Origin of the sequence: Citrobacter sp. C6_1 (genome assembly GCF_014596835.2) — a bacterium.
GTDB lineage: Bacteria > Pseudomonadota > Gammaproteobacteria > Enterobacterales > Enterobacteriaceae > Citrobacter > Citrobacter pasteurii.
The window spans coordinates 1,695,760-1,712,798 of the sequence record NZ_CP115031.1; the positions used below are offsets into that span (position 1 = coordinate 1,695,760).

Annotated in this window: 21 protein-coding genes, 1 tRNA gene and 1 riboswitch; of the genes, 13 read left to right on the forward strand and 9 right to left on the reverse strand. The window is 50.1% G+C overall.

All coding sequences use genetic code 11. The features are described 5' to 3' along the window. Positions 1 to 54 precede the first annotated feature (54 nt). From IB196_RS08125 to IB196_RS08140, 4 genes are all read left to right on the forward strand, one after another. Positions 55 to 270: a hypothetical protein gene (locus IB196_RS08125; protein WP_188232078.1), complete on the forward strand. Its 216-nt coding sequence runs from the start codon at positions 55 to 57 to the stop codon at positions 268 to 270. 205 nt (positions 271 to 475) lie between these two features. Next, a riboswitch (TPP riboswitch) is annotated at positions 476 to 572 on the forward strand. A gap of 31 nt (positions 573 to 603) precedes the next feature. Next, a complete protein-coding gene (gene thiM, locus IB196_RS08130) occupies positions 604 to 1,392 on the forward strand; it encodes a hydroxyethylthiazole kinase (RefSeq protein WP_040230640.1) in 789 nt (262 codons plus the stop codon). Continuing rightward, on the forward strand, positions 1,389 to 2,189 hold the full coding sequence (gene thiD / locus IB196_RS08135; protein WP_040230642.1) for a bifunctional hydroxymethylpyrimidine kinase/phosphomethylpyrimidine kinase: 801 nt from the start codon (positions 1,389 to 1,391) through the stop codon (positions 2,187 to 2,189). The genes thiM and thiD overlap by 4 nt, the downstream gene beginning before the upstream one ends. A gap of 51 nt (positions 2,190 to 2,240) precedes the next feature. After that, positions 2,241 to 2,987, forward strand: coding sequence for a GntR family transcriptional regulator (locus IB196_RS08140; RefSeq protein ID WP_005129153.1), 747 nt, complete (start codon positions 2,241 to 2,243; stop codon positions 2,985 to 2,987). On the opposite strand, the gene IB196_RS08145 is transcribed toward IB196_RS08140, so the two are convergent. Genes IB196_RS08145 through IB196_RS08155 form a run of 3 tightly spaced genes read right to left on the reverse strand, consistent with a single transcriptional unit; the run spans position 2,961 to position 6,201 of the window. After that, positions 2,961 to 3,926 carry a PfkB family carbohydrate kinase gene (locus IB196_RS08145; RefSeq protein WP_149691497.1) on the reverse strand — a complete coding sequence of 322 codons (966 nt, stop codon included), beginning with the start codon at positions 3,924 to 3,926 and terminating at the stop codon, positions 2,961 to 2,963. The two genes, IB196_RS08140 and IB196_RS08145, sit on opposite strands and share 27 nt — an antisense overlap. Next, positions 3,923 to 4,927: an ADP-ribosylglycohydrolase family protein gene (locus tag IB196_RS08150; RefSeq protein WP_005129149.1), complete on the reverse strand. Its 1,005-nt coding sequence runs from the start codon at positions 4,925 to 4,927 to the stop codon at positions 3,923 to 3,925. The genes IB196_RS08145 and IB196_RS08150 overlap by 4 nt, the downstream gene beginning before the upstream one ends. After that, entirely contained in the window at positions 4,924 to 6,201 is a 1,278-nt protein-coding gene (locus IB196_RS08155) for a nucleoside permease (RefSeq protein ID WP_040230645.1), read from the reverse strand. Before IB196_RS08155 ends, IB196_RS08150 begins: the two co-directional genes overlap by 4 nt. Positions 6,202 to 6,453: 252 nt before the next feature. Between IB196_RS08155 and fbaB the strand changes: the two genes are divergently transcribed. After that, positions 6,454 to 7,506, forward strand: coding sequence for a class I fructose-bisphosphate aldolase (gene fbaB, locus IB196_RS08160; protein ID WP_005129139.1), 1,053 nt, complete (start codon positions 6,454 to 6,456; stop codon positions 7,504 to 7,506). A 21-nt stretch (positions 7,507 to 7,527) separates the two neighbouring features. Here the strand turns inward: fbaB and yegS are convergent, their stop codons facing one another. Next, positions 7,528 to 8,427, reverse strand: a complete 900-nt coding sequence (gene yegS / locus IB196_RS08165; RefSeq protein WP_005129138.1) for a lipid kinase YegS — start codon at positions 8,425 to 8,427, stop codon at positions 7,528 to 7,530. Between the two features lie 347 nt (positions 8,428 to 8,774). Then, positions 8,775 to 8,862 (reverse strand) — tRNA-Ser (locus IB196_RS08170). Between the two features lie 236 nt (positions 8,863 to 9,098). Here IB196_RS08170 and ghrA point away from each other — a divergent pair. The 4 genes from ghrA to IB196_RS08190 all read left to right on the forward strand — a co-directional run bounded on the left by ghrA (position 9,099) and on the right by IB196_RS08190 (position 12,053). Next, entirely contained in the window at positions 9,099 to 10,037 is a 939-nt protein-coding gene (gene ghrA / locus IB196_RS08175; RefSeq protein WP_040230648.1) for a glyoxylate/hydroxypyruvate reductase GhrA, read from the forward strand. A gap of 116 nt (positions 10,038 to 10,153) precedes the next feature. After that, entirely contained in the window at positions 10,154 to 10,891 is a 738-nt protein-coding gene (locus IB196_RS08180; RefSeq protein WP_005129135.1) for a phosphatase, read from the forward strand. A 23-nt stretch (positions 10,892 to 10,914) separates the two neighbouring features. After that, positions 10,915 to 11,469, forward strand: coding sequence for a molecular chaperone (locus tag IB196_RS08185; protein ID WP_005129133.1), 555 nt, complete (start codon positions 10,915 to 10,917; stop codon positions 11,467 to 11,469). A gap of 101 nt (positions 11,470 to 11,570) precedes the next feature. Continuing rightward, on the forward strand, positions 11,571 to 12,053 hold the full coding sequence (locus IB196_RS08190) for a DUF1097 domain-containing protein (RefSeq protein WP_005129130.1): 483 nt from the start codon (positions 11,571 to 11,573) through the stop codon (positions 12,051 to 12,053). 45 nt (positions 12,054 to 12,098) lie between these two features. On the opposite strand, the gene csgG is transcribed toward IB196_RS08190, so the two are convergent. The 4 genes from csgG to csgD are packed head-to-tail and all read right to left on the reverse strand — an operon-like array spanning position 12,099 to position 14,450. Beyond that, positions 12,099 to 12,932, reverse strand: coding sequence for a curli production assembly/transport protein CsgG (gene csgG / locus IB196_RS08195; RefSeq protein ID WP_188232079.1), 834 nt, complete (start codon positions 12,930 to 12,932; stop codon positions 12,099 to 12,101). Between the two features lie 25 nt (positions 12,933 to 12,957). After that, positions 12,958 to 13,371, reverse strand: a complete 414-nt coding sequence (gene csgF / locus IB196_RS08200) for a curli production assembly/transport protein CsgF (protein WP_005129126.1) — start codon at positions 13,369 to 13,371, stop codon at positions 12,958 to 12,960. 25 nt (positions 13,372 to 13,396) lie between these two features. Continuing rightward, positions 13,397 to 13,795 carry a curli production assembly/transport protein CsgE gene (gene csgE, locus IB196_RS08205; protein ID WP_040230652.1) on the reverse strand — a complete coding sequence of 133 codons (399 nt, stop codon included), beginning with the start codon at positions 13,793 to 13,795 and terminating at the stop codon, positions 13,397 to 13,399. A gap of 4 nt (positions 13,796 to 13,799) precedes the next feature. Next, complete coding sequence (gene csgD / locus IB196_RS08210; RefSeq protein WP_005129125.1) at positions 13,800 to 14,450, reverse strand: biofilm master transcriptional regulator CsgD; 651 nt, start codon at positions 14,448 to 14,450, stop codon at positions 13,800 to 13,802. A 760-nt stretch (positions 14,451 to 15,210) separates the two neighbouring features. Between csgD and csgB the strand changes: the two genes are divergently transcribed. The 4 genes from csgB (at position 15,211) to IB196_RS08230 (ending at position 17,025) form a co-directional block, all read left to right on the forward strand. Then, entirely contained in the window at positions 15,211 to 15,666 is a 456-nt protein-coding gene (gene csgB / locus IB196_RS08215) for a curli minor subunit CsgB (protein ID WP_005129122.1), read from the forward strand. Positions 15,667 to 15,707: 41 nt separating this feature from the next. Then, positions 15,708 to 16,160: a curli major subunit CsgA gene (csgA, locus tag IB196_RS08220; RefSeq protein WP_005129121.1), complete on the forward strand. Its 453-nt coding sequence runs from the start codon at positions 15,708 to 15,710 to the stop codon at positions 16,158 to 16,160. A 60-nt stretch (positions 16,161 to 16,220) separates the two neighbouring features. After that, a complete protein-coding gene (csgC, locus tag IB196_RS08225; protein ID WP_005129120.1) occupies positions 16,221 to 16,553 on the forward strand; it encodes a curli assembly chaperone CsgC in 333 nt (110 codons plus the stop codon). 151 nt (positions 16,554 to 16,704) lie between these two features. Further along, a complete protein-coding gene (locus IB196_RS08230; RefSeq protein WP_005129119.1) occupies positions 16,705 to 17,025 on the forward strand; it encodes a type 1 fimbrial protein in 321 nt (106 codons plus the stop codon). The last annotated feature ends 14 nt before the right edge of the window (positions 17,026 to 17,039 follow it).

Genomic DNA, 17,039 nt, shown 5'->3' on the forward strand with positions numbered 1-17,039 from the left:
TTGGGGGCGCATTGCCCCCGCTGCTGGCGAGGCAAAGGAAAGGAGATAAACAACATGAAATTAGCTTTGATTAGTACTGGCAACATGCCGCTGATACAGTGGATTCTGGACGGTAAAGGCGATGATTCGATCATCAACATGTCTGCATTAGCACGCAGGCTTGGGTGTAGCAGGTCAAGCCTGTTGGACCGGATTCAAACCTACGGATTCGACAGCGCCGTGAAGTTTTACCTGAATGAACAGCGACAACGAAAAATCAAAACCAAATGAGGCTGGGGTAACCCGGCCTTTTTTGTATCTGAAATTCACCTACAGTTATAAAAGCCTGTGGGATACATTTTGGGACACAAACTGGGACACATGATGGTTTTTAGCCGAAAACATCGATTGCAAAGGGGTTGTGTCTTAGGCTTTCCGCTGGCATGATCCTGATTAGGGATTAACGGAACGTTAATCGCAAGTTTTTGATTTTGAAGTACATGACTCGGGGTGCCCTTCCGCGTGAAGGCTGAGAAATACCCGTACCACCTGATCTGGATAATGCCAGCGTAGGGAAGTCTGACACTGCTCGTGTCCCTTCTTCACGCGGACAGGAGTTGAATCATGCAGCCTGACCGGCACAGCCGCGCCCTTGCAGCTCACACCTTACAGCAATTTAGAACGCTTTCCCCACTCACGCACTGTATGACCAACGAGGTTGTGCAAAGCTTCACCGCCAATACGTTACTCGCACTTGGCGCATCGCCCGCGATGGTGATCGAACCTGAAGAAGCCAGCCAGTTTGCGGCTATCGCCAGTGCGCTGCTGATTAACGTGGGTACGCTGACCGAGAGCCGCGCCATTGCCATGCGCGCGGCGGTCGAACAGGCGCAGCAGGCGAAAACCCCCTGGACGCTGGATCCTGTTGCCGTTGGCGCACTGGATTTTCGTCGTCGCTTTTGCCTGGACATACTTGCGCTGCGCCCGGCTGCAATTCGTGGCAACGCGTCAGAAATACTCGCCCTGGCCGGGATGAACGCCGGTGGGCGCGGGGTGGATACCACCGACACCGCATTGGCTGCGATTCCGGCAGCACAAACACTGGCACGCCAGGTTGGAACCATTGTCGCGGTTACCGGAGAAGTGGATTTCGTCACAGATGGTCAGCGGACGGTGAGTATTCATGGTGGCGATCCGCTGATGACACGGGTAGTGGGGACCGGATGCGCACTGTCAGCGGTAGTCGCAGCCAGTTGCGCCCTGGAGGGCGACCGGTTGAATAATGTTGCTTCTGCCTGTAGCTGGATGAAGCAAGCCGGACAACGCGCCACTGAACAATCGACGGGACCGGGAAGTTTTGTTCCGGCATTTCTCGACGCTCTCTATAACCTGAACGCCCAGGAGCAAGCATGAAACGGATTAACGCATTAACGATCGCCGGAACCGATCCAAGCGGTGGCGCGGGTATTCAGGCCGATTTAAAAACCTTCTCGGCGCTTGGCGCATACGGCTGCTCAGTTATTACCGCGTTGGTGGCACAAAATACGCGCGGGGTGCAGTCGGTGTATCGCATTGAACCTGACTTTGTTGCTGCACAGCTGGACTCGGTGTTCAGCGATGTGCGCATCGATACCACCAAAATCGGTATGCTGGCAGAAACCGACATTGTCGAAGCCGTTGCCGAACGTTTACAGCGTCACCGGGTACAAAACGTCGTACTGGATACGGTAATGCTGGCAAAAAGCGGCGATCCGCTGTTGTCTGCCTCTGCGGTTGAAACGCTGCGTACCCGTCTGTTACCGCAAGTGTCGATTATTACCCCTAATCTACCGGAGGCGGCGGCGTTGCTCGGGGCATCGCATGCCCGAACGGAGCAGGAAATGTTAGAACAGGGACGGGCGCTGCGAGCGCTGGGCTGTGAGGCGGTATTAATGAAAGGAGGGCATCTTGATGATGAGCAAAGCCCTGACTGGCTCTTTACCCGTGATGGCGAACAGCGTTTTACCGCGCCAAGGGTGATGACCAAAAATACCCATGGCACCGGTTGTACGCTGTCGGCAGCGCTGGCGGCACTGCGTCCACGTCATGTTAACTGGGCTGATACGGTACAGGAGGCTAAGTTGTGGCTCTCTGCGGCGTTGGCGCAGGCGGATACGCTGGAAGTGGGCGAGGGGATTGGTCCGGTGCATCATTTCCACGCGTGGTGGTGATGAGCAGAAATGGTATACTGGCTGCAGAAACGGCTGCCAGGAAAAAGATAAATGGAACAAGCGCATACCCAGCTTATCGCGCAACTGAATGAACGTATTTCAGCGGCGGACAACACGCCGCTGTATATGAAATTCGCTCAAACGGTTAAGAACGCTGTGCGCAGTGGGATCCTGGAGCATGGCAATATCCTGCCTGGCGAGCGCGATCTCAGCCAGTTGACTGGCGTTTCACGCATTACGGTGCGGAAAGCGATGCAGGCGCTGGAGGAAGAGGGGGTGGTGACGCGTGCGCGTGGCTACGGGACGCAAATCAATAACATCTTCGAGTATTCGCTCAAAGAAGCGCGCGGTTTTTCACAACAGGTGGTGTTGCGCGGTAAAAAGCCGGATACGCTGTGGGTGAATAAACGTGTGGTGCCCTGCCCGGAAGAGGTAGCTCAGCAGTTGGCCATTGCTGTCGGCAGTGAGGTCTTCTTGCTTAAGCGAATTCGCTATGTTGATGAAGATGCTGTGTCTATTGAAGAATCATGGGTACCCGCGCATCTTATCCATGACGTAGATGCCATTGGCGTTTCACTGTACGACTATTTCCGCAGCCAACATATCTTTCCACAGCGCACACGCTCACGCGTCAGTGCGCGGATGCCGGACGCCGAGTTCCAGTCGCATATCCAGATGGACAGCAAAGTGCCGGTACTGGTGATCAAGCAGGTAGCGCTTGATCAGCAGCAACGGCCTATTGAATACAGTATCAGTTACTGTCGAAGCGACCTATACGTCTTTGTGTGCGAGGAGTAACGCCTCGCGTGAGGGGGCGCAGTCGCCACCGCGGTGACCCACCACCCAGGATGCTACCGCATTGCCAAGCAGGACGGCATCGCCCAGCGACCAACCTGATGCCAGCCCAGCCAGCATGCCGCCTGCGTGACTGTCTCCCGCACCGATGGTATCAACGACTGTGGTCGGAAAGGCGGGTACGCAACCGGATGTGTGCTCAGTAAAATACCATGCCCCATCTTTATCGTGACGCACCACCACGGGTGTGGCAAAGCGCTTCAGCCATGCGGCACCAAAACCCGCTATGTCGTAACTTAATGCAAACCGCTCGGCGGCAATTTCCGCCTCCTGGCGATTGAGTGATACCAGCGGGCGGCAGGCCATAATGCGGTTCATCAAGGCCTCGGATATGTCACCGATGCGTGGACCAAAATCGATAAATGGCGTCACTTCATCCAGACTTTCCAGCCACTGCACCAGCAGTTCACCGCATCCAGAGGCTAACTGATAGCCCGAGAGATAAAGCAGGCTGTGGCGCGGGATAGTTAGCTGTGCCAGCCAGTCAGCATTCCACTGATTTTCGACGCCGCTAAAGGACATAAATGTGCGTTCACCGTCCGGCTCGACCAATGCCAGACACCAGCCGTTATCGCCCTCGGCATTATCGATCAGGCTGTGCAATCCTTCTTTCGCCATGCGCTTGCGGATAATATCGGCCCATACGCCCTGACCCAGCGGTAAAGCATTACTGGCGTCGATACCTAAACGCTTAAGCGCCACGGCGATGTTGAGCGCACAACCGCCCACGTTCACCCCTTGCTGTTTGAGTTCAATATCACAGCCGCGCCAGGGAAGAGCATACGCATCGGCAATCACATCAATAACCGCCGCACCGACTACCGTTACCGGTCGCTGGCTGTGCAACTGTGGGAGAAGCGTTTGCAGACGCGTAGCACTCATAGCGCCTCCCGTAGCTCGCGCAGTCGCACTAGCGCACTGGCATAGCGGGTGAAATCGAGCTTATTCACCGCATCCAGCTCCTGTTTTAACGTCGGATTAATCGCGCTTACGCCGTGTAGCGCACCACAAATAGCGGTTGCCATTGCTCCGATGGTGTCAGTGTCGCCGCCGAGGTTCGCGCACAGAATGGCGCAGCGGTTAGGATCGGTTTGTGCCAGTTCGACCATCGCGATGGCGCAAGGCACGGATTCAATAGTACTGGTTCCGGCTCCGACCACCTGATACAGCTGTTCACTGGCAGACTCAATGCCGTCGGCATTACGGACGATTTTCAGCGCCAGTTCAAGGCGTGCAGAGAGTGATGCGCTAAAGGTGGTGATCCGTTTTTGTTGGGCATGCCGGGCAATGGCAGGCAGTGCGTCGACAATCTCTGACCATTTTCCGCCATCAATAGCGCGTGATACCGCCCATGCGACCACGACCGCACCGGCGATAGCCAGATCCGATTTATGCGTCGGGCTGGAGGCCAATGCCACATCATCAACAAACACATCAACATCGTGGGCGGGCAGCAGGCATCCCAGCGGCGACACGCGCATAGCCGCTCCATTGGTGACACCGTTGTTTTCCAGCTCAGCAACGGGCTTACCGTCGCGGATGGCATTGAGCGCAATTTTTGAGGTGGGACCCAGCACGTTTTTATTGAAAGCATCAAAACGTTCAGCCCAGGCGAGGATATTGCGGCCAATAACGTCCGGAACAATTTCTCCGTTGCACTCGAGAAGGGCATCTGCCAGACACAGCGCCATAGACGTGTCATCAGTAAACTCCGCCTGGTTAAAGTAGCAGGCGGCATTATTTTCCGCCGGACCTGGCAAAAAACGGTCGATCCAACCGAAATGGGCTTTAACCCGGGTTCTTGGCCACAGTTCCGACGGCATACCCATCGCATCCCCTAACGCCTGCCCATAAAGAGCACCGAGAATACGTTCTGCTTTCATTTAATTTCCCCTTGTTGCAATGCGATATCGCGGTCGTCCACCTTAATGGCGGTAATTTCTTTGTCTGACTCGCGAAAGAAAATCATAAACAGCACGGCGATAACGGCGATCATGATCGCACCAAATCCCCACATGCCAGCCCAGTTAAAGGTGAGTCCATTAACCGGCTCTTTATAAGCAAACATTTTTTCCATCATCACCCCACCCAGGCGGTAGCCGAGCAGGCTGCCAAATCCCTGACAGCAGAGAGTGATTAACCCCTGCGCAGCGGTACGCATGTGCACTGGCGCTTTTTTATCGACATAGATGTAGGCCGTAACGTAGTAGAAGTCGTAGCTAACGCCATGTAGCAGAATGCCGAGAAATAGCAGGGCGTAGGTGAAATATTCTTCCGCGCCGCCGTAAACAAAAAATCCGTAGCGGATCGCGGCAGTGATAAGACCAAGCAGCAATACCTTTTTAATGCCAAAGCGTTTGGTGAAGAACGGCAGTGCCAGCATAAAGAAAATTTCAGAGAACTGGCCCAGCGTCATCCAGCCGGTCGCATTTTTCATCCCAACTTCTGTCAGGTACCCGTTGGCGAAGATGTAGTAAAACGCCAGCGGCATGGCAAACAGAAAAGAGCAGAAGAAAAAGACCAGGAAGTTCTTATCACGCAGCAGGATCAGGGCATCCAGACCCAGCATGACTTTGAAATCCATCTTGCCGGTACTTTTCGGCGGCGTATCCGGTAAAAAGAAAGCGAAGATACCCAGTAACGCGGAACTCGCGGCTGTAATGAGCAGTGGAATGTTGGTCGGTGAAATGTCGTTATAGCCGAGCATTTGCGGTAAGAACCCACAAGCCAGGCCGGATGCAATCCAGCCGATCGTGCCCATTACGCGAATGCGTGGAAAATCACGTTCGACATCCGGGACGTTGGCGAAGGCGATACTGTTGGTTAGTGCAATCGTCGGCATATAGGTGAGTGAATACGCCAGCAATAGCGGAAAGAATCCGCCGAACGTCGTCTGTTGCGCTGCAAAATACATCAAAATCGCGCCGAGAAACATCAGCACTGCCAGTACTTTTTGCGCAGAGAAAAAGCGGTCAGTGATCGAACCGACGAAGATCGGTGAGAGGATCGCGGCAATGGCGGTGCAGGCATAAGACCAGCCAATTTCACCGGCAGTAAAGCCGCTTTTACTCAGCCAGAGCCAAAGCGGCACAAACCAGGCGCCCCAGATAAACCACTCCACAAACATCATGAACGACAGCTTAACTGTAGTTTTCATCTTTAAATCCTTCATGACAGGTAAGGTACGTCTGGATAGTACCACTTGATAATACCTTTTAAATACCTTTGTGGTCTAAGTTTGACCGCTGTATCATTTTTTGATGCCTGAATCGAGCCAGCGGAAATCGCTGAAAAGTGCGCTAAAGATGGAAAAAATGCGCAGTCAGTACCAGGCTTATTGCTGCCCGCCATCAGGCGGGTCAGGACAATCCACTTCCGAGATCAAATCGGAACTTACGGGAGCATAGCTATGACTGATATTGCGCAGTTGCTTGGCAAAGATGCCGACAACCTTTTACAGCATCGTTGTATGACCATTCCTTCTGACCAACTTTACCTGCCAGGACATGATTACGTCGACCGCGTGATGGTTGACAATAACCGTCCACCCGCCGTGCTGCGTAATATGCAGACGCTGTACAACACCGGACGGCTCGCCGGGACCGGTTATCTGTCGATTCTACCGGTGGACCAGGGCGTGGAGCACTCCGCTGGGGCATCGTTTGCCGCTAACCCGCTGTATTTTGATCCTAAGAATATTGTGGAGCTGGCTATCGAAGCAGGGTGTAACTGCGTGGCATCGACCTATGGCGTGCTGGCGTCTGTTTCCCGTCGCTACGCGCACCGCATTCCGTTCCTCGTGAAGATTAACCACAACGAAACGCTGAGCTACCCCAATACGTTCGACCAGACGCTGTATGCCAGCGTAGAACAGGCGTTCAATATGGGCGCGGTAGCGGTAGGGGCAACCATTTATTTCGGTTCAGAGGAGTCGCGCCGCCAGATTGAAGAGATCTCTGCGGCCTTTGAGCGCGCCCATGAGCTGGGCATGGTGACGGTACTGTGGGCCTATTTGCGCAACTCTGCGTTTAAGAAAGACGGTGTGGATTATCATGTTTCGGCTGATTTGACCGGGCAGGCAAACCATCTGGCGGCGACTATCGGCGCGGATATCGTTAAACAGAAAATGGCGGAAAACAACGGCGGGTATAAAGCGGTTAACTTCGGCTATACCGACGATCGTGTCTATAGCAAGCTGACCAGTGATAACCCGATTGACCTGGTGCGTTATCAACTGGCGAATTGCTATATGGGTCGCGCCGGACTCATTAACTCCGGTGGTGCGGCCGGCGGAGAAACCGATCTCAGCGATGCGGTGCGTACTGCGGTGATTAACAAGCGTGCCGGTGGGATGGGGTTAATTCTTGGACGTAAAGCGTTCAAGAAAACCATGGCTGACGGCGTGAAGCTGATTAATGCCGTCCAGGATGTTTATCTGGATAACAAAGTCACGATTGCCTGATGTCAGTAGAGTGCCGTCGGATTAGCGCAATAATGGGCAACCCGGCGGTAGCCTGCAGCGCAGGGCTGCAGGCAGGATTTCAACATGAAACTCTTGCCCGCTGAGCGGTTCACCATCCAGATTGAAGGTAATTTCATGTGGCGCACGGATATCAAACCATGATGATGTGCCATCAATGATATTCGGATTGTCTTCGGACTGAGTTATCGCCGATAGCAGTGCCGGAATCAGCTCCTCTCCGGTAAAGATTCGCAGTTGCAGCAGACCGTCATTAATGAGCGCTGTCGGGCAAAGTTGCTGTCCGCCACCGGCCTGACGCCCGTTGCCAATACCAATCACCAGCGCATCCCCCTGCCAGTGAAAGTTTTCGCCGCGAATTTCGCAACTGTCTGGCTTCAGCGTATCCATGCGCATTAACCCGTGAATAAAGTACGACACACCGCCCAGGGCGGCTTTGAGTTTCTCCGGTGTTTCGCTGGTGATCCGCGTACCGAACCCTCCGGTCGCCATATTGATAAAGCAGGTTTTATCGTTGACCTGCGCCATATCAATCTCTACCGCGTTCCCGGCAATAGCCAGCTTTAATGCCTTGTCCAGCGCTTCAGGAATGCCAACGCTGGTAGCAAAATCATTTGCCGTTCCCAATGGCAAAATCCCAAGTGCCGGAACATTCTCCCCCTGACAGTGGATCAGCGCAGTGGATACTTCGTTGATGGTACCGTCACCACCGCCGGCAATCACCGTTGCCACGCCCAAGCGGAGCGCTTCATCAACGTAACGTTGCGCATCGCCTTTTTCCCAGGTCACGCGAACATGGATTTCGACACTCTCATTGCGCAGTTGAGCAATAGCGTCACGCAGGGGAAGGTTATCAGCACTTTTTCCATTCAGGATCAGTAAGCTGGCCGGGAATGCTATCATCCTGTTGCCTCACTTTTATCGTTTTAACTAGTGTATGTCAGGAATGCGTTTATGGCGTAGGAACTTGCTGAAAGCGAAGACCCATCGACGGGTTCTGAGGGGGGGATAGCCTGTATGGGTCAGTGGCGAAAAAAGCCCGTACTTGCGTACGAGCTCTTCTCAAAATATGGCGGTGAGGCGGGGATTGACTCGCGTTGCTCGCCCTTCGGGCAGCCTGCTCACTGCATTCGCAGTCTGTCCAACTGGCTGTGCCAGTTGTCGAACCCCGCTCCGGGCTTCTCATCCCCGCCAGGCTGTGAAACAGGCAAAAAAAAGCCCGTACTTGCGTACGAGCTCTTCTCAAAATATGGCGGTGAGGCGGGGATTCGAACCCCGGATACGTTGCCGTATACACACTTTCCAGGCGTGCTCCTTCAGCCACTCGGACACCTCACCATATTGTTGTTCCTGTACTGCTGGAACGGGCGCTAATGTAGGGGAAATACCGCCCCGGCGTCAATCTACTTTTTCAAAAAAACGTGCATTTACACAAACTTCAAGCAACATGGGGCTTAAATGAGCGGGAATTGTTTTTTTTGCCAGCACCCTGAAATTTGCTAATCTGATGTTCCCTCGGAAAATGGTGATAATAAGTGCGAGAATGTTCCGCATAACAATGTTCAGGAGACAATATGGAAATAATTTTCTATCACCCTACATTTGATACGGCCTGGTGGGTAAAGGCGCTGACGAAAGCCATCCCTGGTGCTAACGTTCGCGAGTGGAAAGCAGGTGATAATGCCCATGCCGACTATGCGCTGGTCTGGCATCCGCCGGTTGAAATGCTGGCAGGGCGAAAGTTAAAAGCTGTCTTTGCATTGGGAGCCGGAGTGGACTCCATCCTCAGTAAGCTTAAAGCACACCCGGAGATGCTGGATACCTCGATTCCACTTTTCCGTCTGGAAGATACCGGTATGGGTCTGCAAATGCAGGAGTATGCAGTGAGTCAGGTGTTGCACTGGTTCCGCCGCTTTGATGACTATCAGGCATTAAAATCCCAGGCGAAGTGGCAGCCGTTGCAAGAGTATACCCGTGATGAATTTACCATCGGCATCATGGGGGCCGGTGTATTAGGGGCTAAAGTGGCAGAGAGCCTGCAGGCATGGGGATTCCCACTGCGCTGTTGGAGTCGTACCCGTAAATCCTGGCCTGGGGTGGAAAGTTTTGCGGGCACGGAAGAGTTGAGTGCATTTTTAAGCCAGACGCGTGTGCTGATTAATCTTCTGCCCAATACGGCAGAAACGGTAGGCATTATTAATGCCGGACTGTTGAATCAATTACAGGATGGAGCCTATGTGCTGAACCTGGCGCGTGGTGTTCATCTCAATGAAGACGATCTTCTGGCATCACTGGATAGCGGAAAACTGAAAGGTGCTATGCTGGATGTCTATAGCCGAGAACCGCTACCGGAAGACAACCCATTGTGGAAACACCCGCGTGTGGCGATGACGCCGCACATTGCTGCGGTAACGCGCCCAGCGGAAGCGGTGGATTATATTTCTCGTACAATCCTGAGCCTGGAAAGTGGAAAAGCGGTTACCGGTCAGGTCGATCGTGTTCGGGGTTACTGATAACAATGTCAACCCGGCCAGCGCCGGGTTTCGACTAAATACAACCCGAATTATTTAGGGTATTAATGGCGGCGATACCTGCTATCCTTGACGGAAAACGACTACAGGAGAGAGTTATGTATCCCGTTGACCTGCATATGCATACCGTTGCCAGCACCCACGCCTACAGCACCCTGAGTGATTACATCGCTGAAGCTCATCGAAAAGGTATCAAGCTGTTTGCCATCACCGATCATGGACCGGACATGGCGGATGCGCCACACCACTGGCATTTTATTAACATGCGTATTTGGCCGCGCGTGGTGAACGGCGTGGGGATCCTGCGAGGGATAGAAGCGAACATCAAGAATATTGAAGGGGAAATCGACTGCTCAGGGCCGATGTTTGACTCACTCGATCTGATTATTGCGGGCTTCCATGAGCCGGTTTTTGCCCCTCACGATAAAGAGACCAATACTCAGGCGATGATCGCCACGATGGCGAGTGGCAATGTGCATATTATCAGCCATCCTGGAAATCCCAAATATCCCGTCGATATCACCGCAATTGCACAGGCGGCGGCAAAATACCAGGTCGCGCTGGAAATCAATAATTCCTCGTTTTTGCATTCGCGTAAGGGCAGTGAAGATAACTGTCGCGCTGTGGCTGCGGCAGTACGTGATGCAGGTGGCTGGGTGGCCCTGGGTTCAGATTCCCATACCGCATTCACGTTGGGAGAGTTCGGTGAATGCCGTAAGATTCTGGATGATGTGGGCTTCCCGGAAGACCGAATTCTGAACGTTTCACCAAAACGCTTGCTGTCGTTTCTGGAATCGCGGGGCATGGAGCCTATCGCGGAATTTGCTGAACTTTAATTGTTACTAACTGGAATATATCAATGAACGAGTTTTCTATCCTGTGCCGTGTACTGGGCTCGCTGTTTTACCGCCAACCGCAGGACCCTTTACTGGTTCCCCTGTTTACCTTGATTAGCGAAGGTAAACTGTCTGCTAACTGGCCACTGGAACAGGATGAGCTGTTGGCCCGTTTGCAGAAAAGCTGTGATATGCCCCAGCTTGCTGCGGATTACAACGCGCTGTTTGTCGGGAAAGAGTGTTCAGTGCCGCCTTATCGTAGCGCCTGGGTAGAAGGGGCGAAGGAAGCGGATGTTCGTGCATTCTTGTCTGCGCGTGGAATGCCGCTGGCGGATACACCAGCCGATCATATTGGTACCTTGTTGCTGGCGGCATCCTGGCTTGAAGACCAGTCCGCAGAAGATGAGAGTGAAGCACTGGAAACCTTGTTTGTTGACTACCTGCTTCCCTGGTGCGACACGTTCCTTGGTAAAGTTGAGGCGCATGCGAATACCGCTTTCTGGCGAACTATGGCGCCGCTGACGCGCGATGCAATTAGCGCAATGTGGGATGAATTGCAGGAAGATACAGACGAGTAAATGTGATCTAAGTCACTATATACTGCAACGCAATTTATCATCTTGCATAAATTGTGTGCACGATCTCATTACCATGCCGTTTTTCTGCTAAGATGCGCGGCATGAACATACTTCTCTCTATTGCAATCACAACGGGCATTCTCTCCGGACTCTGGGGATGGGTGGCCGTTTCTCTTGGTTTACTCAGTTGGGCTGGCTTCCTGGGCTGTACAGCCTATTTTGCCTGCCCACAAGGTGGACTGAAAGGGCTGTGGATCTCGGCGTGTACGCTGCTAAGCGGTGTGGTGTGGGCGTTGGTGATTATTAATGGTAGTGCACTTGCCCCGCATATGGACATCCTTGGCTATGTCATAACGGGAATTGTCGCATTTATGATGTGTATCCAGGCAAAGCAATGGCTGCTTTCATTTGTGCCGGGCACGTTTATTGGCGCATGCGCAACATTTGCAGGACAGGGCGACTGGCAGTTGGTTCTGCCGTCTCTGGCGCTGGGTCTGGTATTCGGCTATGCAATGAAAAACAGCGGATTGTGGCTGGCGTCTCGTCGCGAAAACCCGGCTTCATCCACGCTGACCAGTAAATAAAAAAAGCGTGAGGGTTCCCTCACGCTTTTTATTCTCTCTTTAGTATCAGGACGCTGGAGGTACCGACATATGTCGATATTTAACCAGAATGTCGTTATCAACTTGTTTCTTATCCTGCAAGTCCCACAAGCCGCGATCGATACCGTCATTTATCAGGAAGATAACGCCAGTTTCAATGGCTGACATCAGGCAAAGCATGACCGGTTCGTTAGAGGTATAACCAATTTCCCCTTCCAGAAGCCGTTGGTAGTCAATGAAACGGAATACCCCTGCCTGCACTTCATAAGACAGGATGGTTTTACTGGTGTTGACCGAAGAAAGGATCTCACCGGTACTGACGTTAACTACGCGCAGGTTTACCGCTATCTGGTCGAGTTGATATTGCGTATCGGCACCAATACCGAAATAACGCGCGCCGACACCACCTGATTTAACGTTGCTTTCATAGCCGATGATTGAACCTTCCACCATCACGTTAGCTGCGGTTAATGATTGCAGCGGAATTCGGTTGTTAATGGCAACCGTGCCGTTTTCCTGTGCCGCACGGATGATTTTCCGTTCGTTCAGTAAGTTCTGTAATCCCTGACGCTCCAGCGGGATGAACCAACGCGAATCTTTCAGTGCGGTAACCAGCATTGCCGTGGCACTTTGCGGTACGGCAGTGGAGAAGTTACTTGCCGGATAAGGTTTAAACTGACCCGTTTCATCCTGGATATTGTAAACCGATACAAAGATTTTACCCGTAGGCATCGGGAGATGCGTCAAGTCTTTGTAACTTTGGGCGCGAGGCATTAATGTCGGTTTAGCGGCTTCTTGCGGTGGGGACGTTAAGCATCCGCTGAGTAAAAATACTGCAACCATTATAAGTAAGCGCTGCATGATTTTTTCCTTTCGTGGCTATAGCTTAGAAATCGGTTGACTGTGTTTGTAAACCCGACACTTCGATCGTTGATGTTTTTCCCGATTTCCTGTCGGTAACATTCAATTGCAACTGCCCGTCCCGGTTAGCGATATCAATGATAAAATCATTGGTCACCATTCTTCCCGGCTTACCGGTATTAATGTTGGTGAGCAGGCCGCCGAGAATTTGTGACTGAATCGCCTGAGTAAAGTTATCCAGCGCTGACGGTGTTTCAATTCCGTAATCGCTATAGCTCGGATCTTTATAGGAGTTCTGCGCCTGAGCGCTGTTCAACAAAAAAGCCCCGTTATTCGGGTTGCCACCAAAGTTTGGGTTTCGGAACTGGAACGTCATGTTTCCGGCCCAACTTAATGGTGAAATTAGCATGAGCAAAACCACTGCATGTTTGACACGCATGAAAGCCTCCGGACAAAATCATGTTTTAGAATTCATCGCGCGCTAAATCGCTCGTGCTTAATAGAGTTTGATCTATTTGCCGGCGATTTAATGCTTCCTCAGTTTGTGCCAATGCGAAGACGACAATTTTGTCGAAGTCTCTTTTCGTGGGGAATAAAAAAGTCTGGAAGATAACGTCCTGATTGACCGTTATGGTGATCCAACTTCCCCAACGCGCACTGGGTCTTTCATTGATAGTTAAATTTCCTGTGTACTCACTTTCCCACTTGTCACTAAATGCACGATAAAAATCATGCCCGATTGAAGAGACAGTGTGGTCAGTTAACAGTCCGGGAACCTCCACCTCTACGCTTGTAGTCGCGTGCAAATTCCCGGCAGCAAAGAATAAATTTGCTGCCACAATCCAGGTCAAATAGCGTTTCATGGCTTTATCGCCTGAGGTTATCATTGGCCCATGAGACCGCCTGCGTACGATTTTTGACAGCTATCTTTTTGAAAAGATTATAAAGATGTGTTTTTACCGTATTTTCACTAATAAATAGTGAGCGAGCGATTTCAATATTTGAGGCGCCGATACGCAATTTATTAAGTATTTCTTTTTCACGGTGTGTCAGCAGCGCCGATTCCGTGCTGTTATAACGATAATTTCCAGAATGCGTGATCAGATAACTGGCAAGCTTTTGCGTGAAGTAACATTCACCGCGTAAGACACCCTGCAAGCCGCTAACAACACGCTGTTCATCTTCAGTTGCGTAAAACACGCCATTGATATGTGGCCAGTTTTCGATATCCCGATAAGGGTAGTCATCAGGGGTATTCAACAATAACGTCTTTATATTGTTGTTTTTTCTGCTCAAATTATCTTGCCAGTAATGGATCAGTTTTTTATCTGCCTCCATCATATCCAGTAAAACAATGCAGCTAGAGGAAATATCATCCAGAGAACGTTGAATATTATGTAGTTTTCCGGTTAGCGCCAGTGATTGTTTTAAATGTTGTAATAATGCAGTTGCCTGCAAAGAAGGTTTCGTGATCAACAATAATGTATGACCATGAATGCTATGGACTTCATTAAACATGATGAAACTCCACTTTTTAGTCGCACACCTGACAGCTGTCTCTACTAAAATAGAGGCACCAGAAGTACTGACAGATGTTGCACTGCTGTGTAGAAATAAAATATCGACCCAAAGGGGTGAAAATATTAAAACAAATGGACTTCAACTGATTTCAATCTAGCTATTACAAATCTTAAAGCAAGTGTTAAACATGTAACAGAATGTAAAATTATATATTAAAATGTGATTTTTAGGTTTTGTTGGAGTTTAGATTTGATAGGAAAGTTGTACATTTTACCGTTACTGCATAGATTTAAAAAATCATACAAATTATAATAACATATTGATTTTTAATGTTTTAATTAACGATTGGCGAGTTTTAGATTTCTAATGAATTCTAAATTATTTGTCCCACTTTACGTTGGACAATTTTAAGCGGAAAAAACTGACCTTTGTCACGACTTGCATCGGTGACCATCGCGACACGGTGCTGCGAAGCCCTGAAATCGTGGAAAATGCACTTTTTCAGTGACTGCATAGAAATTCATTCCTGATGGCGAAATAAAAATAAAACCTATACCTGTAGCGGTGTTATTCACTGTTAATTAGTACTTTGGTGTGAATCTGGATATCAAAATACCACTCGCGGGTGAGTTATTTAAAATGTTTCAACGGACATACTCTTCATCGTAACGTGGCGTTAACAAATGTAAGTCATGTTAACAACAATTTGAGTGGTAATTAATTTAACTTCATGTACGACCAGGTCCAGGGTGACAGCATGAAAAACAAGTTGTTATTTATGATGTTGACAATACTGGGTGTGCCTGGGATTGCATCCGCAACCAGTTATGATTTAGCTAATTCAGAATATAACTTTGCGGTAAATGAATTAAGTAAGTCTTCATTTAATCAGGCAGCCATTATTGGTCAGGTTGGCACTGCTAACAGTGCAAATACCCGCCAGGAGGGCAGCAAGTTATTGTCGGTCATTTCGCAAGAAGGTTCAGGTAACCGGGCGAGAACAGATCAGACAGGATCATATAATTTTGCATATATTGATCAAACAGGCAGCTCTAATGATGCGAGTATTAAACAAAGTTCTTACGGTAATACAGCGATGATTATCCAGAAAGGTTCTGGTAATAAAGCAAATATTACCCAGTACGGTACACAAAAAACAGCAGTTGTGGTGCAGAGACAGTCGCAAATGGCAATTCGCGTTACTCAACGCTAATCCGTAAACGACGTTTAAATCAATCCGATGGGGGTTTTACCATGAAACTTTTAAAAGTGGCAGCATTCGCAGCAATCGTAGTTTCTGGCAGTGCTCTGGCAGGCCTTGTTCCGCAATTGAACAGCAATGGTCACCATCACGGTGGCAGTAATTATGGCCCGGACTCTTCATTGAGTATTTACCAATATGGGTCAAGTAACGTTGCGAATGCGCTGCAAAGTGATGCACGTAAATCAGATGTGACCATCACGCAACACGGACATGGTAACGGTGCTACCGTCGGGCAAGGTGCTGATGACAGTACCATTAGCCTGAAACAGACTGGCTTCCAGAACAGCGCTGATATCAATCAGTGGAATGCAAAAAATGCTGACATCAGTGTAACTCAGTTCGGTGGTCGTAACGGTGCGGTGGTTAATCAGACTGCATCTGACTCGAATGTTCTGATTCAGCAGGTTGGTTATGGCAACAATGCGACAGCTAACCAGCACTAATTCAGTTTTATAACTGATAATAAACAGGGCGAAAGCCCTGTTTTTTTTCGGGAGCATATTATGCATACGCTATTACTCATTGCCGCGCTTTCAAATCAAATAACTTTTAATACAGCCCAGCAAGGTGAGATGTATACCATTATTCCGCAGGTGACATTATCGCAACCCTGCGTGTGCCAGGTACAAATTCTTGCCATACGTAAAGGGGCGGGGGGGCAAAGCCAAACACAACAGAAAACAAGCCTGTCGATCCCTGCTAATCGGCCGATTGAATTAACAAAACTGAGCTTTAATATTTCACCTGAAGATACGGTCAACATTGTCGTTACCGTTTCGGATGGGCAGTCATTGCATCTGTCCCAGCAGTGGCCTGATTCAAGCAATCGCTCATGATTTTTTGCTGTATTTGCTTTAAGGGTGTGGCTGGGAAAGCGGTGCTGTTCTATGAATATAGAGACGTGAAAACGTTTTTATTTGGTCGTTAATCACAGCGGTGAAGGATCACTTTGATCCCTCAAGGATGGTTTATCATTGAGGAACCCTTATGAGCACCTTATTAAAACGTATTTTAAGTACCAGTTTATGTGTTACTTCTTTTTTTATGTTCCCCGCAACGGCGCAGCAAATCACACCTGGCGGGATTATCCATTTTCGTGGCGCAATAGTTGAATCGCCTTGTGAAGTGAACTCGCAACAACAACAGATTGAAGTGTCATGTATACGTGATGGTAAGTTACGGAGTAGTCGCTATAACACACAACAGATAGCGATGGCTCCTGAAAGCCTCCAGCAAATTGCCAGTATGAGAATGCAGTACCTTAATGAACAGAAAAATCTGGCGATTCTTAATATTGAATATAAATGAATCGTTCTGGCGTA